This window comes from Phenylobacterium sp., from assembly GCF_036264965.1.
Classification (GTDB): Bacteria; Pseudomonadota; Alphaproteobacteria; order Caulobacterales; family Caulobacteraceae; genus Phenylobacterium.
In genome coordinates this window covers 55,313-71,692 of record NZ_DATAPY010000024.1, presented here as the reverse complement: position 1 = coordinate 71,692, position 16,380 = coordinate 55,313, and the positions used below count along the sequence as shown (strand labels likewise).

The window sequence follows — 16,380 nt, the reverse complement described above, 5'->3', positions numbered from 1 at the left end:
CCACTCGCTCTTTCCCCGGCCTTCGCCGGGGTCGGCGAGCGGTCCCCCTCCCGCCATCGCTGCCGCGATGGGGGAGGTAGCGCTACCCTTTCACCACCATCTCCAGCCCACCCTCGAACGGCAAGGTCATGGCGGCTAAGCCGTTCGCGGGATCGCGCACGAACTCGAAGAAGCGTTCGTACCCCCGCGCCGACTGGACGGTGTTGTCGGCGATGACCACGGCGCCGGGCCGCAGGTGCGGCGTGATCAGTTCCATCGCCGGCCGGGCCATCTCGGTCCAGATGTCCATCAGGACGAAGTCGACGGGCCCTTCGATGACCTTCAGCGTTTCGCGCAGGTCGCCTTCCCGCAGGTCGATGAACCCGGCCAAGCCCGCCTCCGCGAAATGGGCCCGCGCCGCCGCGGCCTTGGCCGGTTCGTGCTCGGTCCCGATCACCGTGCCGCCGCCGTTCGCCCGCACCGCTGCGGCGAGATGGAGCGTCGAGACGCCGAAGGAGGTGCCGACCTCGACCACCCGCCTTGCCCGCAAGCTGCGGCACAGTAGGTGGCAGAACTCGGCCTTGACTGGCTCCAGCGCCACCAGCTTGTCGGCCATAAATTCGGTCAGGCGGGCGTCAAAGCCTTCCCAGCTCAGGTCGCCCGCCTTGATACGCTCGGCGAAATAGGCGCCGGTGACCGGCTCCTGCGCCACGCTTTGCGCCTGCAGCCGGTCGACGATCGCCTGCAGCTTCGGATCGCCCAGGACCCCGCTCACCACTGGTCGGTCTCGTACTGCATGGCGCCGGCGATATTGCCCTCGGTGTCCTGGAAGAAGATCAGCTCGCCGACGCCATCGATGCGGAAGGGCTGCATGATCACCTTGCCGCCGTGCGCCTCGATGGCGGCGATGGTGGCCTTGATGTCCTCGACGCCGTAGCTCACCTCGACGCCCGGCATGACGTGGCCGCCGATGTCGCGCCGGCCCTGCAGCGCGCCCAGGAAGCCCTCGCCGGCGCTGCGGGTCTGGTAGAAGCCGGGCGGCCCCCAGGGCGTGAAACTCCAGCCGAAGACGGTCTCGTAGAAGGCCTTGGCGCGGGGCACGTCGGTCGCGTTGATCGCGAAGTGGCGGAAGGTGGCGGGCATGACTGTCCTCCTGCCTGCCCAAGCTAGACCTCTGGCGGGACGGCGTACTTGCGCTAGTCTGACGAATTATGTCGCTGGTGCGCCAAACGGCTCGAGATCCCGACGGCTTTCCGGTGCGTGGGTTGGCCGGGACCTATCGTGATGGCCATGTGCTGGATCGCCACACCCATCCCTGGGCGCAGCTGGTCTATGCGGTCAGCGGGGTCATGCGGGTGGCGACGCCGGGCGCAACCTGGCTGACCCCGCCAACCCGGGCGATATGGGTGCCAGGCGGGACGCCGCACGAAATCGCGATGCGCGGCGCCGTGGCCATGCGGACGCTCTACCTTGCGCCGTCCGGCGAGGCGCCCGGGCTGTCCGCCTGCCGAGCGATCGAGGTGCAGCCGCTGTTGCGCGAACTGATCCTGCACATCGTCCGCATCGGCATGCTGCAGGCCGGCAATCCGGCCCACGAGCGGATCGAGGCGTTGCTAGTCGAGCTGCTGGCCGCCGCCGAGACCGCGCCGCTGGAGTTGCCCCTGCCCAGCGACCCGCGCGCAGCGGGCTTCGCCGAGCGCCTGCTGGCCGATCCCGCCGCCGAGGCGTCGCTGTCGGAGATGGCCCGCGGCTCCGGCGCCTCCTTGCGCACCCTGCAGCGCCTCTTCCAGGCCGAAACCGGGCTCTCGTTGGAGGCCTGGCGCGGCCGGGCGCGGATGCAGCAGGCGGTGGTGTCGCTCAGCGCCGGCGCGCCGGTCACCGAAGCCGCGCTCGACGCCGGCTATCAGAGCGCCAGCGCCTTCATCGCCGCCTTCAAGAAGACCTTCGGCGTCACCCCGGCGCGCTACCGGACCCGAACGCCCTAGTCGCCCCTCCCAGCAAGCGGCCCCGAGTCGGCGATCACCCTTCGAATTCTCGACTTTTGGCCGCGCCAAGCCTATCGCGAACATAACGAGAACGGTGGCTCTTTGACAAGTGAAAGGATGGCAGAGGGCGCATGCGACTCTCCCTGCCATCGCAACATCTCGGGTCAGGGGCCTCGGCTTTCCGGACAGCTATCGGTTTCCAGCGTGGACGAGCGGACCTATACGAATAGGTCCCGCGCCTTGGCCAGCCGCGCGATCCCGCTGTCCAGGGTCTCATCGCGCTTGGAGAAGCACAGGCGCACGATGTGGCTCACCGGCTCTTCCTCGTAGAGCGCCGAGATGGGGATCGCGGCGACGCCCGCCTCCTTGACCGCCCGCAGGCAGAATTCGCGGTCGCCGGCCGACACGCCGGAGGCGGCCAGGTCGAGGTTCAGGAAGTAGGTGCCCTGCGTCGGCAGGACGGCGAAACCCTCGCGCTTCAGCCCCTCGCTCAATCGGTCGCGGGAGCGCTGCAGGTCGCGCGGCATCTGGCGGAACCAGTCCTCGGAATTGTCGAGGCCCCAGGCCACGGCGGTCTGCAGGTTCGGCGGGGTGGTGAAGGTCAGGAACTGGTGGGCGCTGGCGAGGCTGTAGGTCAGCGCCGGCGCGGCGCACATGAACCCTACCTTCCAGCCGGTCAGACCGAACATCTTGCCGGCCGAGCCGATCTTCACGCAGCGCTCGCGCATGCCCGGAAAGGCGATCAGCGGCCGGTGCTTCGCATTGCCGAACACCACCTGCTCCCAGACCTCGTCGCAGATGGCGATGACGTCGTGCCTGACGCAAAGCTCGGCCAGCAGGGCCAGGTCCTCGTCCGGCAAGACCACGCCGGCCGGATTGTTGGGGTTGTTCAGCACCACATATTTCGTCGCGTCGCTGAACGCCGCCTCCAGCATCGCCCGGTCGAAGCGCCAGCGCGGCGGCGCCAGGCTGACCAGCTTGGGCGCGCCGCCGGCCCGGCGGATCAGCGGCAGATAGGCGTCGTAGAGCGGCTGGAAGACGATCACCTCGTCGCCCTGCTCGATCAGGGCGAAGACGGCCGCCGCCAGGGCTTCGGTCGCGCCGGAGGTGATGGTGATCTCGGTCGCAGGATCGAGGTCGAGACCCTGGGTGCGGGCGTAGTGGCCGGCCACCGCCTGGCGCAGCTCCGGCAGCCCAGCCATGGGCGGATACTGGTTGTAGCCGTTCAGGATGGCGTCCGCGGCCTTGGCGCGGATCGCCTCCGGCCCCGGATCGTCGGGAAAGCCCTGGCCGAGGTTGATGGCGCCCAAGGTCCTGGCGAGACCCGACATCTCCTCGAAGACGGTCATCGGCAGGCTTGAGTAGATCGGGTTGGCCATTAGATCATCGGGCTGGAGGTGGAGCTTTGCCTTCATGACCCGACCGGAGCGTCCACGTCCATGCAGATCGTCGAGTTCGAGCCCAGCCACGCCGAGGCGTTCCGCATCCTCAATGAGGCCTGGATCTCGAAGTACTTCGCCATCGAGGCCAAGGACCGCGAGGTGCTGGGCGACCCTCAACGCAAGATCGTCGACGCCGGCGGGCGCATCTTCGTGGCCCTGCATGAGGGCGAGGCGGTGGGCTGCGTAGCCCTGATCCCCATGGACGACGGCGGCTATGAGGTCGCCAAGATGACGGTGTCGGAGACCCTACGAGGCTCCGGCCTGGGACGGATGCTGATGCAGCGCTGTATCGACGCCGGCGCCGAGGATGGCGTCCGCCGGCTCTATCTGGAAACCAATTCCAGCCTGGCGCCGGCGCTGGGGCTCTACCGGGCGATGGGCTTCACCGACATCGGACCACCGGCGCGCAACGACTACGTCCGCGGCGACACCTGGATGGAGCGGGTCTACGCCTAGACCCTGTTCCGGCTGACTTGGATCAAGTCAGCCGGAACAGGGTCGTCGCCTATATCTGGAACCCTTCTTGCCCACTCAGGTTGATTCAACCTGAGTGGGAAGGGCTCTAGCTGCGGCTGAAGAGGACGACGCCCAGCAGGACGGCGGTCCAGTGGGCGGCGGCGGCGGCCACCACATGGCCGTGCCAGATCGCGCGGGAGAACTTCAGGCGCTTGTTCACATAGAAGATCACGCCCGTCGAATAGAGGACTCCACCGGCCAGCAGCAGCAGCAGGGCCACCCAGTAGACGCTGTCGATCATCGGCTTCAGCGCCACCACCACCAGCCAGCCCAGCGCCAGATAGACGCCGACGCCGATGCGGCGGTCCATGTTGATCCAGAAGATCTTACCCAGCGCGCCGAAGGCCGCGAGCGACCAGATGGCCGCCGTCATGCCCCAGGCCCAGCCGCCGGTCAGGTTGTGGATGGTGAAGGGCGTGTAAGAGCCGGCGATCATCAGGAAGATGCCGGCGTGGTCGAGCCGGCGCAGCACGGGCCGATACTTGGCCTTGGCGAAATTGTAGGCCGTGGAGAACCCCAACATGGCCAGGACGCCCGCGGCGTAGATCGAGACGCCGACCACCTGGGTGATCGATCCGGCGCGGACGGCCAGCGCCAGGAGGACGATGCCGCCCACCAGCGCCAGCGTCAGCCCGACCACATGCACCACCAGGTCAGCGCACTTCGCGGCCGGTGTCGGATAGTGGCGGGGCGGTTTGGACGGGCCGGTGAGGGTCATGGCTGATCTCCCTCATATAGGCGTCTCACGCCCCGCGCCCGACTTCTAGTCTTCCTTGACGCGCTTCTTGCGGAAGCTCGGGTTCAGCACCCGCTTGCGCAGGCGGATCGACTTCGGCGTCACCTCCACCAGCTCGTCCTCCTCGATATAGGCGATGGCCTGCTCGAGGGTCGGGCGGCGCGGCGGGATCAGGCGCACGGCCTCGTCCTTGCCGGCGGACCGGATGTTGGTGAGCTGCTTGGCCTTCATCGGATTGACGTCCAGGTCGTCCTGGCGCGAGTTCTCGCCGATGATCATGCCCTCGTAGGTCTTCTCGCCGCCGCCGACGAACATGGTCCCACGGTCTTCCAGGTTCCAAAGGGCGAAGGCGGTGGTCTCGCCGTCGGAGTTGGAGACCAGCACGCCCTTGCGGCCGGCGTCGATGGCGCCCTTGTAGGGCTCGTAGTGGCTGAACACCCGGTTCAGCACGCCGGAGCCGCGGGTGTCGGTCAGGAACTCGCCCTGGTAGCCGATCAGCGAGCGCGAAGGGCTCATCAGCGACAGGCGGGTCTTGCCCGCGCCTGAGGGGCCCATGTCCTTCAGCTCGGCTTTGCGGGCTGAGAGCTTCTCGATGACGATGCCGGTGTATTCGTCGTCGACGTCGATCATGACGTCCTCGATCGGCTCCAGGCGCTCGCCGGTCTCCGGATCGGTCTGGAACACCACCCGCGGGCGGCTGATGGAGAGCTCGAAGCCCTCGCGGCGCATGCTTTCGATCAGCACGCCGAGCTGCAGTTCGCCGCGGCCGGCGACTTCATAGGCGTCCTTCTCCGAGGTTTCGGTCACCCGGATGGCCACATTGGACTCGGCTTCCTTCAACAGGCGCGCGGCGATAACGCGGCTCTGCACCTTGTCGCCTTCGCGGCCGGCCAGGGGGCTGTCGTTGACGCTGACGGTCATGGAGATGGTCGGCGGGTCGATGGGCTGGGCCGGCAGGGCGTCGGTCACGTCCATGGCGCACAGGGTGTCGGCCACGGTCGCCTTGGAGAGACCCGCGATGGCCACGATGTCGCCGGCCTCGGCGTCCTCGATCGGCTGGCGTTTCAGGCCGCGGAAGGCCAGGACCTTGGTGATGCGGCCGCGCTCGATCTCCTTGCCGTCGAGGTGCAGGGCGTGGATCGCCAGGCCAGGCGTCGCCTTGCCGCTCTCGATGCGGCCGGTCAGCAGGCGGCCCAGGAAGGGGTCGTTCTCGATCAGGACCGAGAGGATCTGGAACGGCTTGTCCTTGTTCGCCACGACCTTCGGCTCCGGCACATGGCGGACGATGAGATCGAACAGCGGGGCCAGGTTGTCGTTGGGCTTGGCCATGTCGAGGGTGGCCCAGCCGTTCTTGCCGGACGCATAGATGTGCGGGAAGTCCAGCTGCTCGTCCGTCGCGCCCATGGCGGCGAACAGGTCGAAGACGTCGTTCAGGATCCGGTCGGGGTCGGCGTGGGGCCGATCGACCTTGTTCAGGCAGAGGATGGGCCGCAGACCCATCTTCAGCGCCTTGCCCAGCACGAACTTGGTCTGGGGCATGACGCCCTCTTCCGCGTCCACCAGGATTACGCAGCCGTCCACCATGCCTAGGATCCGCTCCACCTCGCCGCCGAAATCGGCGTGGCCAGGGGTGTCGATGATGTTGATCCGCGTGTCGCCGGCCTCGCCATGCCAGAGCACGGAGGTGCACTTGGCCAGGATGGTGATCCCGCGCTCGCGCTCCTGGTCGTTGGAGTCCATGGCCCGTTCGGCATGGGCTTCGTTGGCGCGGAACACGCCGGACTGGGCGAGCAATGCGTCGACGAGCGTGGTCTTGCCGTGGTCGACGTGGGCGATGATGGCGATGTTGCGGAGCGACATGGGATTCTTGACGACAGTCTCGGGGGAGCGAGGAAGGCGCGCTTGTAGGGGAGAGAAGGCGCAACCGCCAGCTTGGAGTTGGGGTCGGCGCTCGCCCGTCAAGCCGACAATAGCCAGGCTGTTGTGCGGTGCAAACTAAATGGGGTTTACGCGGCGTCGCGCAAGGTCCGGAAAAGCCTAGGGTTTCTCATGTCACAGTCATGAAAATGCAGGTTTTTTGTCGCACCCGCTTGCGTCGTTGTGCATCGCACCGTACATTGAATTCGTGAGGCGGCCTTGCCGCCTCTGCCCTTCCTGGGCGTTTCCTCCCTATGAACTGCCGCGCCTTCGGGCGCGGCTTTTTTTTGGGCTGCAGCGCAGCGCTAGGGCAGATGGGCGGGCGCCAGGCCCGCCAGCCGGCGATCGTGCATGGCCCGATAGAGGTCCTCGAGACCGCGCACATAGGTCGGGGTGTCGAACAGGGCTGACGCGCCGCGAGCCCTGGCCAATCGCGCGCGCAGGTCGGCCAGACGCTTGGGGTTGCGGGCCAAGACCAGGGCCATGTCGCGGTAGGCGGTCGTGTCCTCCACGATCAGTTCCGGCAAGCCGACGGAGGTCAGCAGGCTGGCGGCGACCCGCCCGGCGAAGGTCTCGCCCTTCAGCGTCAAAAGCGGCAGCCCGGCCCACAACGAGTCGCTGGCGGTGGTGTGGGCGCAGCAGGGCGAGGTGTCGAGGAAGAGATCGGCATGGCCGATCCGCGCCAGGTGCTGGTCGAGCGGGCGAAGCGGGGCGAACACCAATCGGCCGGGATCAACCTCGACCTGCTCCGCCGCCGCCGTGAGATTACTCATCGCCGTGGCTTCGGCCTGCAGCAACCACAGCACCGAGCCGGGAACAGCACGCAACAGGTCCATCCACAGCCCGAACATGCTGGGCGTGATCTTGTAGGCGTTGTTGAAGCTGGCGAAGACGAATGCCTCGTCGGGCAGGCCGTGGTCGGCGCGGACGCCAGTCTCTCCGGCGATAGGGCGTTTGCGGTCATTTGGCTGGTAGCAGCCCGGCAACCAGGCGATCTTTTCGGAATAGAACTCCCGCTCGTCCGCGGCGATCAGGGTGCGGTCGGCGATCAGGTAGTCGATGAAGGGTGCGCCCGTGGTCATCGGATAGCCCAGGAAACTCACCTGGATCGGCGCGACGCCGGCGGCGAAAATCTTGGGGCGCGACAGGGTGGTGAAGCCCTTGAGATCGACGGCGATGTCCAGCGGCAAGCCACGCGAGACCTCGCTGATTGCCGCGGGCGTCAGGTGCTCCACATCGTAGAAGCGTTCGCAGGCCGCCTTCAGTCGGCTGCGCATTGGGCCGTCGCTTGGCGGGCCAAATGAAAGCGCCGCCACGTCGAACGACTGCCGATCGTGCAACTCGACCATTTCCGCCATCAGATGGGCGGTCGCGTGCTCGTGAAAATCCGCCGAGAAATACCCGATCCGGATGCGGCGGCCGGGTGGAGCGGCGGCAGGCCGCGGCTGTGCAGCGAAGGTCCGGGCCGAATAGACCGTAGCGCAGCGCAATTGCTGGCGGGGCGAGAGTGCCGCTGCGATGACACTGAAAGGCAAACTCGCAGGCTTGCCCGCGTCGATCCGAAGACCAAGGTCGGCGACGGCGGAGTCGAAGTCGCGCCAATCGCAGAGCTTCATTCGGGCGTGAAGGCGCTGACCCGCCAAGTTGGGCAGGTTGGGGTCGAGATCGAAGGCGCGGTCATAGTCTGCCACGGCTTTGGCCCACCGGCGTTGCTGCATCAATAGATGGCCACGATCGGCCCACGCCTTGGCTGCCTTGGGCGTTGCCGCAGTGGTCGCGTCATAGATGGCCAAGGCTTCGTCCGCTCGATCGAGGCGGAGGAGCATTGTCGCGCAGTTGTACCGAGCGACCATATTGTCCGGCGCGAGCCGCACGGCTTCCTGGAAGTTTTCCAGCGCCTCAGCGAATCGCCCAAGTCCGGCCAGGGCGTTACCACGGGCATTGTTCGCGAATGAGTGGTCAGGCAAGTCGATCAGCGCGCGGTCGGCCGCCTCCAGAGCGGCGTCCCATCGCTGCAGGTCATTCAGAACGTTGGCGCGGTTGATCGCAACCTGCGGCGCATCGGGATCGACAGCCCTCGCGGCATCCAGGAACTCCAGCGCTTCTACGAGACGGCGTTGCGCGCGCAAAATCGCTCCCATGCCGACGAGTGCGTTCAGGCGCCCGGGAGCGTAGGTGAGCGCCGCGCGCATCGCGGCTTCGGCCTCCGGAAAACGGCCTGCGCGATAGTGCGCAACGCCAAGGTTTTGCCAGTCGTCAGCCTTCGACGCCGCGTCGTCTCGTAAGTTGCCGGTCATGCCCGCGTCTCGCGAATGCCTCAGCTCGCCCTCAGGCTCGCCCAGTCCGCGGCGGCGAGCACGCTCGTCAGGCGCTCCAGATCGCCCTTCAGCCGCTCGAAGCCCGCTGTGGGCGTGAGTGTCGCCTCGTCGAGATAGAGCCCGCGGTTGATCTCGATCTGCAGCGCGTGGGTGCGCCGCGACGGGCGGCCGTAATGTTCGGTGGTGTAGCCGCCGGCGTAGGGCGTGTTGCGCGCCACGCGGTAGCCCAGGGCCTCCAACTCACGCTCGACGCGGGTGGTGAGCAGCCCTGCGCAGGCCGCGCCGAACCGGTCGCCCAGCACCATATCGCAGGGCCGGTCGCGCCCGCCGGCCCGCGCCGCGGCGGCCGGCATGGAGTGCCAGTCGATCAGGATCGCGAAGCCGTGCGCCTTGTGCGCCTCGCCGACCAGCCGCTCCAGCGCGGCGTGGTAGGGCCGGTGCGCGCCCTCGATGCGGCCGCGGGCCTCGGAAAAGGTGAGCTTGCGGGCATAGATTTCCTGCCCCTCGGAGACCACCCGGGCGATGGCGCCCAGGCCTGCGGCCACGCGGGCGGTCCGGGCGCGGGCGAATTCCGGCAGTTCGTCTTCGAACATGCCCGGGTCGAGCTCGAAGGCCTCGCGGTTCAGGTCGATGTAGGCCCGGGCAAAGCGCGCGGTCAGCGTCGCCGCACCCAGATCCGGCGCACCGGCGATCAGGTCGTCGACGAAGGCGTCCTCGGAACGGCGGATCGCCTGGGCGTCGAGCGTCGTGGCCGCCATCATGTCGTCAGGGTAGTCGCGGCCCGAGTGGGGCGAGGCGAAGACCAGGGGCGTGGGCGGCGCGTGGCCGTCAGGGGCCGCCCGGCGCAGGCCAAACACGCCGGCCGCGGGCGTGTCCTCGACGGCGATGGGCTCCCAGGCGTTCATTACCCGACATAGAACGCTGACCCTCGGGTTGGGTCAAAGGCTTCATCGCGCCTTTACCGTTCCGAAGCTATGTTGAGTGTTCCCTGACGATCCCTCACCGCTCGCGCCGCAAGAGTGCCTATGCCCCGTATCCTCCTGGCCGAAGACGACGACAGCCTCCGCGGCTTCCTGGCGCGCGCGCTGGAAAGGGCCGGCTATGAGGTCGTGGCCTGCGCCGATGGCGACGAGGCCGCCGCGATCCTGGATCAGGACTGGGACCTGCTGCTCACCGACATCGTCATGCCCGGCATGGACGGCATTGAAGTGGCCCGCCAGGCCGCCGCTCTGCACCCGGAGCTGCGGATCATGTTCATCACCGGCTTCGCCGCCGTGGCGCTGGCCGCCGGCAGCCAGGCGCCCGCCGGCGCCAAGGTGCTCTCCAAGCCCATCCACCTGCGCGAGATCGTCTCCGAGGTGGAGCGGATGATCGCGGCTTAAGATGCATCGCACCTCTCGCGCTTGCGTGGGAAGGGCCTCGTCGGTATATCCCCGCCTTCCCGAGACGACGGTTAGGACGTGTAGCTCAGCGGGAGAGCACCTCGTTGACATCGAGGGGGTCACAGGTTCGATCCCTGTCACGTCCACCATCCCCTTTCAGACAGCCGGCCAAGGTCGTCCGCGTTCGCGGGCGATGGGCGCGCCTGTGTCCGTCGCGAGGACTTGAGGCCGATGCAGGGACTGCTCCTCATGGCGTTCGCCCTGGCGGCGCTGACGCTGCTCGAGGGCCGTTTCCCGGCCCGCCGGGACCCGAGCCAGCGCCTGCTCAACATCGCGATCCTGGTCGCCCGGATGATCCCTTCAGTCTTTCTGTCGCCGGTGGTCTCGGCGGCCGTCGTGAGGATCGCCGATCATCTGGGCGTTCCCGCCATCACGAGCCCGGCCTGGCCGCCTCTGGCGGCGACCGCGGCCTATATCCTGGCCGGCGACTTCGGCGAGTACATGTTCCACCGGGCCCAGCACGCGGTCCCGTTCCTCTGGCGGATGCATTCGCTCCACCATTCCGACCCCTGCATGAACGCCACCACGACAGACCGGCACTGGTGGGGCGATAGCGTGATCAAGGCGCTGACCATCTGGCCGGCGGTCGCGATCCTGTTCCGTCCCTCGGTCACGACCCTGGCGGTCTATGGCGTACTCGCCGTCTATAACTATTTCAGCCACGCGAACCTGCGGGTCAGCTTTGGGCGGCTGAGTTGGCTGCTCAATTCGCCGTCCTATCATCGCACCCATCACTCCAGCGACCCGGCGCACCACGGCGCGAACTTCGCCGCCCTGTTCCCGATCTTCGACGTGATCCTGGGCAGCTACCGGCCGGCCGCGGTGTTCCCGCCGACCGGCCTCGAACACCGGCCGGAGACCCTCGTCCAGGCTCTCATCTGGCCGTTCCTGCCCGAGCCGGGCGCGCCACCGCCCGTTACCGAGGCGCGAACGGCGGTCGGTCCCTAGGGCTTCGCCCGCTTCGGAAGCGCGGCGATCTCTTCCGGCGTCAGCTTGCGCATGGCCTTCACCGGGCAGCGTTGACGGCCCAACCCCTGGGCGTGGCTGACGATCTCGGCGTCCAGCGGGCCGCAGATACTGCCACCCGCGCCACGGCTTGAGACAAGCGCGACCCGTTGATTCCAGTCGACATCGGGGCAGGAGACCATCAGGTCCAGTCGGTAGACGTCGCGCAGGTTGACCTTGATGTAGACCGTATGGTCGTCCGGCGCGGCGAAGCTGGTGACGTTGCGCGACCAGAAGCATTCGTTCTTGCTGGCGGGCTTGTTGGTGGGTTTGTCCTGGGCGTTGGCGGCTATGGCGGACAGGGTCAGCGACGCGGCGGCGGCGAGGGCTATGGCGGTGGCTGTCTTCATCGGTCGAATCCTCACGAAAGACCGTCCCCCATCTCAACCTACAGAGGTCAAGCTTGGTTGCCTAGGAACCCCGTCGCGCGGCCCGCCGGGCGAAGCGGCCGGGTTCGACGGCCGCGGCCAGGGTTTCCGGCAGCGGCGAAGGCGCGCGAAGGGCCAGGGCCGCCACATGCTCGGCCAGCAGCGGGGCCAGGGTAAACCCCCGGGCGCTGAAGCCGCTCAGCACGAACAGACCCGCGGCCGCCTTGGGCGCGGCGCCGGCCACCGGCAGGTAGTCCGGCGTGGCGACGCGGATCGAGGCGCGGCCTTCCAACGGCTTGCCGCCCAGCCGCGCGGCCAGCATCGGCAGGCCTTCCGCCAGGGCGGCGAGGTTGCGGGCGTGGTCTTCGGCGCGGACGTCGCGGGCGACATCGTCCCGGTCGTTGGTGGCGCCGAACAGCACCCCGCCGCGTGTGGGGATCGCATAGCCGCCAAAGGCCGCGGCCGGCGGTGGGTCGGCGAATTGAGTGAAGCTCGCCTGGCCGCGCACGGCGCTGAGCGGCAGGCCCTCGATCAGATCGAGGGACGCCAGGCCGGCGGCTACGATCACCGCATCGGCCTGCGCCAGGACCGCACCGTCCGCGTCGAGCAGCCGCCAGCCCTCGCCGGCGCACTCGATCCGCGCGACCGCCACCTGGCGGACCTGTGGCGCCCAGGCGGCCAGCAGGGCGGCGGGCTCGATCACCAGGCCGTCGCGGTGCGCCACGCCTTCGGGCGCGTCCTCGCCGAGTTGGGCGGTGGTTTCCTCGGCGGACAGGATCCGCAGCGCGCCGGGCGCGAAGAGGTCCGAGCCGGCGACCTTGGCGAAACGGGCGGCGTCGCGGGGCTGGGTGGCGAGTTGCAGGGCGCCACGACTGACGATGATCGCAGGCTGCTGCTCATAGAGCGCGATGGCGCGCCGGAAGGCCTGGGCGAACAACTGGGCGGGCTCGGCGAGGCCGGCGTCGAGACGCGGCGTCACCAGGGCGGCCGGATTGCCCGAGGCGCCGGCGCCGGCGCCTTCGGCGTCGAACACCAGGGCCTCGCCGCCCAGGGCCCGCACCGCGCGGGCCGCCGAGGCGCCGGCGATCCCGGCTCCGACAATCGCCACCCGTCGTGCGGCGACCGTTGAGGGCGCACGCCCAGGCAACTCCGCCGTCAGCCGTTCGCGCTTGCGCCCGAAACCCGGCGCCTTGGCCACCGCGAAGCCGGCGACGGCCAGGCCACGCCGCACCTGGCCCGCGACCGTGAAGGTGGCGGCCACGGCCCCCGGCGCCGAGCGGGCGGCGACCAGGGCCAGGATCTCGTCTCGCCACATGGCCGGATTGCGGGCCGGGGCGAAGCCGTCGAGGAACCAGGCGTCCGCCCGGCCGGACCAGCCGGCCAGGGCCGCCTCCACGTCCGCCACGACGACGTCGAGGATCACGCCCAGGTCGGCGAACTCGACCCGATGGCCGCCCCGCGCCTGACCCGGCCACCGGGCGGTCAGGCGATCCGCCAGGCCGGCCAGCTCCGGCCAATGCGCCAGCGCGCGGCGGGCGTCCTCGGCGGTGATCGGATGGGCCTCGATCGAGAAGATGTGCAGGCGCCCGTGGGCCGGTCGCGTACGACCCCAGAGTTCGATGAGCGCCAGGACGTTCAACCCCGTCCCGAACCCCAGCTCGGCGACGGTAAACCGGCTCCGCCCGGCCCAGGCCTGCGGCAGGCCGCAGCCATCCAGGAACACCGCGCGAGCCTCCGCCAGGCCGTCCTCAGCGGAGAAATAGACGTCGTCATAGAGCCGCGAGCGCGGCTGGCCGTCGTCGCTCCAGTCGAGCGGGCTGTTGGCGGGCGGATCGGCCATGGCGGGCAGGATATAGCGGCGGGCGCGAAAAAGGGCCGCCCCGCGGGACGGCCCTCGTCTGCGTCCGTCGCCGGACGGGGTCCTACTTCTTCGGCGGCGGCGTCGCCGGGGCGTCCGCGGCCGGCGGGGTCACGGCCGGCGGCGTGGCGGCGGCGTCGGCCTTGTTGGCGTCAGCGGCGGCGTCGGCGGCGGCCGCAGCCGCGCTCTGGGCCGCCTCAGCGGCGGCGGCCGCGGAGGCGCCGGACGCCGGCGTGGCCGTGGCTTCGGCCTTGGGGGTCTTGGGCGAGCAGGCGGCGACCGAGAGGGCCGCGACGGCGGCGCCGGCGACCAGGAGCTTGCTGAGCAGGGGCGGGTTCATGGGCTTGCGTCCTCGAGAGCGTCACGTCGGCGCGCGCCTCGCGAGAGCCGCGCTTGAGCCAACTATGAGCTGCTTTGCCGAGTCGGCGACACCGGCCTCACGTTCTCGTGATGACGACTTGGTGGGACCGGCGGGCCGTTTCGCCCGGCGTGGGATCGGGCCTTAGGCGGCGCCTTCGGCCGGGATGGCCGATAGGGCCTCTTCCAGCTCCAGGAAGCTGGGCTGGTTCCCGGAGGGCACGCTGCCGCGGCCGATCTCGACGGAGATCTGGGCGGCGTTGCCGTGCAGGTGCGCCACCAGCACCGACTGGATGATCTTGTAGAACGAGCCGTCCTCCTCGATCACCGCGGCCATGCGCGTGGCCATGGGCCCCACCAGGCCATAGGCCAGGAACACGCCCAGGAAGGTGCCGACCAGGGCCGAGCCGATCATCTCACCCAGCACGGCCGGCGGCTCGGTGATCGCGCCCATGGTCTTGATGACCCCCAGCACCGCGGCGACGATGCCCAGGGCGGGCAGGGCGTCGGCGAGGTTGGTGAGCGCGTGGGGCGCGGTCAGCGCCTCATGGTGATGCTTCTCGAGCTGGGTCTCCATCGCGTCCTCGACCTGGTGCGGGTCTTCCAGGTTCATGGTCATCATCCGCAGGGTGTCGCAGATGAAGTCGATGGCGAAGTGGTCCTTCATGATCCTCGGATAGCGCGAGAAGATCGAACTCTCCTTGGGCGTTTCGATGTGGCTCTCCAGGGCGATCACGCCCTTGGATTTCATGGTCTTGGTCAGCAGGAAGAGCAGGCTCAGGAGGTCGCGGTAGTCGGAGGACTTCCAACTCGGGCCCTTGAAGACCTTGCCGAAGCCGCCGCCCAGGCCCTTGAGCACAGCCACGGAGTTGGCGGTCAGCACGGCGGCTACGCCGGCCCCGCCAATCGTCAGCATCTCGAATGGCAGCGCTCCCAGGATGACCGCAATATTGCCGCCGGACATGATGAAGCTGCCGAACACGCAGCCGAACAGCACCACGATGCCGATAATTTGGAACAAGGGATTCTCCCTCCCGCGACGCCAAGATGAAACATCGCGGTTATTCATTAATGGGCAGTGATCGGGGCCGGGATTTGCGCTGCGGCGCACCCATGCTTAAGCCCGGACCATGGCCAACGCCCTCGCCAGCTCCGCCCAGAGCACCCTGCCCAAGCGCGCCTTCGCGATCATCTTCTGCTCCTCCGTGGCGACGGCGATCGGCAATACCGGCCTGATCTCCGTCCTGCCGCTGATCGGCCGCTCGCTGAAGATTCCCGACGAGATGGTGGTGGCGATCTTCTCGCTGTCGGCGATCCTGTGGGCCTGCTCCTCGCCGTTCTGGGCGCGAGCCTCGGATCGCTATGGCCGCAAGCCCCTGATGATGGTCGGCCTGTCGGGCTTCATGATCTCGATGACCGTCTGCGGCGCGGTGGTCAGCGCGGGCCTGCGCCAGATGGCCGCGCCCATGGTGATCTTCGGCCTGTTGCTGCTCGGCCGCTCGCTGTTCGGTCTGTTCGGCGCGGCCTCCAATCCGGCCAACCAGGCCTATGTCGCCGACCATACGCCGCGCGATCAACGCACCCAGGCCATGGCGAGCCTGGCCGGGGCCTTTGGCCTGGGCACCGTCTTCGGGCCGTGGTTCGCGCCCTATTTCATCTACCCGGTGGTCGGGCTGGCCGGGCCGCTCTTCACCTTCGCGGCCATCGCCGCGGCGATGCTGTTCGTGGTCTGGCGTTTCCTGCCCGAGAGCAGGCGCCGCACCGAGACGCCAGAGGAGGCCGCCGAGGCCTCGGCCGAGCAGACGGTGGAGAAGGCGCTGCCCATGTGGCGCGATCCGCGCGTGGCGCCGTTCGCCTTCTACGGCTTCGTGGTCGCGACCTGCCAGACGGCCCAGCAGCAGACCATCGGCTTCCTGGTGATCGACAAGCTGGGCGTCTCGCCGCTGATGGCCAAGGACTCCATCGCCATGGCCATGGCCTTCGGCGCCATCGCGGGCCTGCTCGCCCAGTGGGGCTTGATCCGGATGTTCGAGATGACGCCCAAGCAGCTTTTGCGTTGGGGCGTGGTCTGCGGGGCCGGCGGCAACCTGCTAGTGGCGATCGCGCCGGACTATCACACGGTGGTCGCGGGCTATGCGCTGGCCAGCCTCGGCTTCGGTTTCGCGCGGCCGGGCTTCACCGCGGGCTCTTCCCTGGCGGTGGGCTGGAAGGACCAGGCCCGCGTGGCTGGCGCCATCGCGGCGGTGAACGGCATCAACGCGGTCTTCGCGCCCGCCTTCATGGCGCTCTACCGCGCCAACCACGCCGCGCCCTTCTTCCTCAACATGGTCCTGATGCTGGGCCTGCTGGTCTACGCCTTCGCCAACAAGGCCCTGCGCAACGCCGACCCGGCCGCCGTCACCCGCGAAGAGACGACCATGGCCACCATCGAGCGCAGCGACGAAGGCGGCGTCTAGG

At 68.6% G+C, this 16,380-nt stretch carries 16 protein-coding genes and 1 tRNA gene; 6 read left to right on the top strand and 11 right to left on the bottom strand.

The window, feature by feature from the left end:
* Positions 1–82: 82 nt before the first annotated feature.
* Complete coding sequence (locus VHS75_RS03070; protein WP_329637133.1) at positions 83–754, bottom strand: O-methyltransferase; 672 nt, start codon at positions 752–754, stop codon at positions 83–85.
* Positions 751–1,122 carry a VOC family protein gene (locus tag VHS75_RS03065; protein WP_329637132.1) on the bottom strand — a complete coding sequence of 124 codons (372 nt, stop codon included), beginning with the start codon at positions 1,120–1,122 and terminating at the stop codon, positions 751–753. Before VHS75_RS03065 ends, VHS75_RS03070 begins: the two co-directional genes overlap by 4 nt.
* Before the next feature lie 77 nt (positions 1,123–1,199).
* Here VHS75_RS03065 and VHS75_RS03060 point away from each other — a divergent pair, with 77 nt between their 5' ends.
* Complete coding sequence (locus VHS75_RS03060) at positions 1,200–1,964, top strand: helix-turn-helix transcriptional regulator (protein ID WP_329637131.1); 765 nt, start codon at positions 1,200–1,202, stop codon at positions 1,962–1,964.
* 218 nt (positions 1,965–2,182) lie between these two features.
* On the opposite strand, the gene VHS75_RS03055 is transcribed toward VHS75_RS03060, so the two are convergent.
* Positions 2,183–3,343 (bottom strand): aminotransferase, encoded by a 1,161-nt coding sequence (locus tag VHS75_RS03055; protein WP_329637130.1) that lies wholly within the window; start codon positions 3,341–3,343, stop codon positions 2,183–2,185.
* 60 nt (positions 3,344–3,403) lie between these two features.
* On the opposite strand from VHS75_RS03055, the gene VHS75_RS03050 reads away from it, so the two are divergent.
* Entirely contained in the window at positions 3,404–3,862 is a 459-nt protein-coding gene (locus VHS75_RS03050) for a GNAT family N-acetyltransferase (protein ID WP_329637129.1), read from the top strand.
* 106 nt (positions 3,863–3,968) lie between these two features.
* Here VHS75_RS03050 and trhA read toward each other — a convergent pair whose 3' ends face one another.
* From trhA to VHS75_RS03030, 4 genes are all read right to left on the bottom strand, one after another.
* Entirely contained in the window at positions 3,969–4,640 is a 672-nt protein-coding gene (gene trhA, locus VHS75_RS03045) for a PAQR family membrane homeostasis protein TrhA (RefSeq protein ID WP_329637128.1), read from the bottom strand.
* A 45-nt stretch (positions 4,641–4,685) separates the two neighbouring features.
* Positions 4,686–6,518: a translational GTPase TypA gene (gene typA / locus VHS75_RS03040; protein ID WP_329637127.1), complete on the bottom strand. Its 1,833-nt coding sequence runs from the start codon at positions 6,516–6,518 to the stop codon at positions 4,686–4,688.
* A 362-nt stretch (positions 6,519–6,880) separates the two neighbouring features.
* Positions 6,881–8,872: a tetratricopeptide repeat protein gene (locus VHS75_RS03035; protein ID WP_329637126.1), complete on the bottom strand. Its 1,992-nt coding sequence runs from the start codon at positions 8,870–8,872 to the stop codon at positions 6,881–6,883.
* A gap of 20 nt (positions 8,873–8,892) precedes the next feature.
* On the bottom strand, positions 8,893–9,798 hold the full coding sequence (locus VHS75_RS03030) for an N-formylglutamate amidohydrolase (RefSeq protein ID WP_329637125.1): 906 nt from the start codon (positions 9,796–9,798) through the stop codon (positions 8,893–8,895).
* 120 nt (positions 9,799–9,918) lie between these two features.
* Between VHS75_RS03030 and cpdR the strand changes: the two genes are divergently transcribed.
* From cpdR to VHS75_RS03015, 3 genes are all read left to right on the top strand, one after another.
* On the top strand, positions 9,919–10,275 hold the full coding sequence (gene cpdR / locus VHS75_RS03025; RefSeq protein WP_329637124.1) for a cell cycle two-component system response regulator CpdR: 357 nt from the start codon (positions 9,919–9,921) through the stop codon (positions 10,273–10,275).
* Positions 10,276–10,349: 74 nt separating this feature from the next.
* Positions 10,350–10,424: transfer RNA gene (locus VHS75_RS03020), tRNA-Val, on the top strand.
* A gap of 82 nt (positions 10,425–10,506) precedes the next feature.
* A complete protein-coding gene (locus VHS75_RS03015) occupies positions 10,507–11,283 on the top strand; it encodes a sterol desaturase family protein (RefSeq protein ID WP_329637123.1) in 777 nt (258 codons plus the stop codon).
* Here VHS75_RS03015 and VHS75_RS03010 read toward each other — a convergent pair.
* The 4 genes from VHS75_RS03010 to motA all read right to left on the bottom strand — a co-directional run bounded on the left by VHS75_RS03010 (position 11,280) and on the right by motA (position 14,944).
* On the bottom strand, positions 11,280–11,690 hold the full coding sequence (locus tag VHS75_RS03010; RefSeq protein WP_329637122.1) for a DUF6491 family protein: 411 nt from the start codon (positions 11,688–11,690) through the stop codon (positions 11,280–11,282). The genes VHS75_RS03015 and VHS75_RS03010 overlap by 4 nt on opposite strands.
* 61 nt (positions 11,691–11,751) lie before the next feature.
* Positions 11,752–13,548 carry a tRNA (5-methylaminomethyl-2-thiouridine)(34)-methyltransferase MnmD gene (gene mnmD, locus VHS75_RS03005; RefSeq protein ID WP_329637121.1) on the bottom strand — a complete coding sequence of 599 codons (1,797 nt, stop codon included), beginning with the start codon at positions 13,546–13,548 and terminating at the stop codon, positions 11,752–11,754.
* Between the two features lie 82 nt (positions 13,549–13,630).
* Positions 13,631–13,906, bottom strand: coding sequence for a hypothetical protein (locus tag VHS75_RS03000; RefSeq protein WP_329637120.1), 276 nt, complete (start codon positions 13,904–13,906; stop codon positions 13,631–13,633).
* A 162-nt stretch (positions 13,907–14,068) separates the two neighbouring features.
* Positions 14,069–14,944, bottom strand: coding sequence for a flagellar motor stator protein MotA (gene motA / locus VHS75_RS02995; RefSeq protein WP_329637119.1), 876 nt, complete (start codon positions 14,942–14,944; stop codon positions 14,069–14,071).
* 109 nt (positions 14,945–15,053) lie between these two features.
* Between motA and VHS75_RS02990 the strand changes: the two genes are divergently transcribed.
* Entirely contained in the window at positions 15,054–16,379 is a 1,326-nt protein-coding gene (locus VHS75_RS02990; protein ID WP_329637118.1) for an MFS transporter, read from the top strand.
* The last annotated feature ends 1 nt before the right edge of the window (position 16,380 follow it).

Excerpts from the sequence above, each read along its gene's own strand:
- cpdR (WP_329637124.1), top strand. The coding sequence starts at position 9,919 with ATGCCCCGTATCCTCCTGGCCGAAGACGACGACAGCCTCCGCGGCTTC.
- VHS75_RS03035 (WP_329637126.1), bottom strand. The coding sequence starts at position 8,872 with ATGACCGGCAACTTACGAGACGACGCGGCGTCGAAGGCTGACGACTGG.
- trhA (WP_329637128.1), bottom strand. The coding sequence starts at position 4,640 with ATGACCCTCACCGGCCCGTCCAAACCGCCCCGCCACTATCCGACACCG.
- VHS75_RS03055 (WP_329637130.1), bottom strand. The coding sequence starts at position 3,343 with ATGGCCAACCCGATCTACTCAAGCCTGCCGATGACCGTCTTCGAGGAG.
- VHS75_RS02990 (WP_329637118.1), top strand. The coding sequence starts at position 15,054 with ATGGCCAACGCCCTCGCCAGCTCCGCCCAGAGCACCCTGCCCAAGCGC.
- VHS75_RS03010 (WP_329637122.1), bottom strand. The coding sequence starts at position 11,690 with ATGAAGACAGCCACCGCCATAGCCCTCGCCGCCGCCGCGTCGCTGACC.
- VHS75_RS03015 (WP_329637123.1), top strand. The coding sequence starts at position 10,507 with ATGCAGGGACTGCTCCTCATGGCGTTCGCCCTGGCGGCGCTGACGCTG.
- VHS75_RS03030 (WP_329637125.1), bottom strand. The coding sequence starts at position 9,798 with ATGAACGCCTGGGAGCCCATCGCCGTCGAGGACACGCCCGCGGCCGGC.
- VHS75_RS03000 (WP_329637120.1), bottom strand. The coding sequence starts at position 13,906 with ATGAACCCGCCCCTGCTCAGCAAGCTCCTGGTCGCCGGCGCCGCCGTC.
- VHS75_RS03050 (WP_329637129.1), top strand. The coding sequence starts at position 3,404 with ATGCAGATCGTCGAGTTCGAGCCCAGCCACGCCGAGGCGTTCCGCATC.
- typA (WP_329637127.1), bottom strand. The coding sequence starts at position 6,518 with ATGTCGCTCCGCAACATCGCCATCATCGCCCACGTCGACCACGGCAAG.
- VHS75_RS03065 (WP_329637132.1), bottom strand. The coding sequence starts at position 1,122 with ATGCCCGCCACCTTCCGCCACTTCGCGATCAACGCGACCGACGTGCCC.
- mnmD (WP_329637121.1), bottom strand. The coding sequence starts at position 13,548 with ATGGCCGATCCGCCCGCCAACAGCCCGCTCGACTGGAGCGACGACGGC.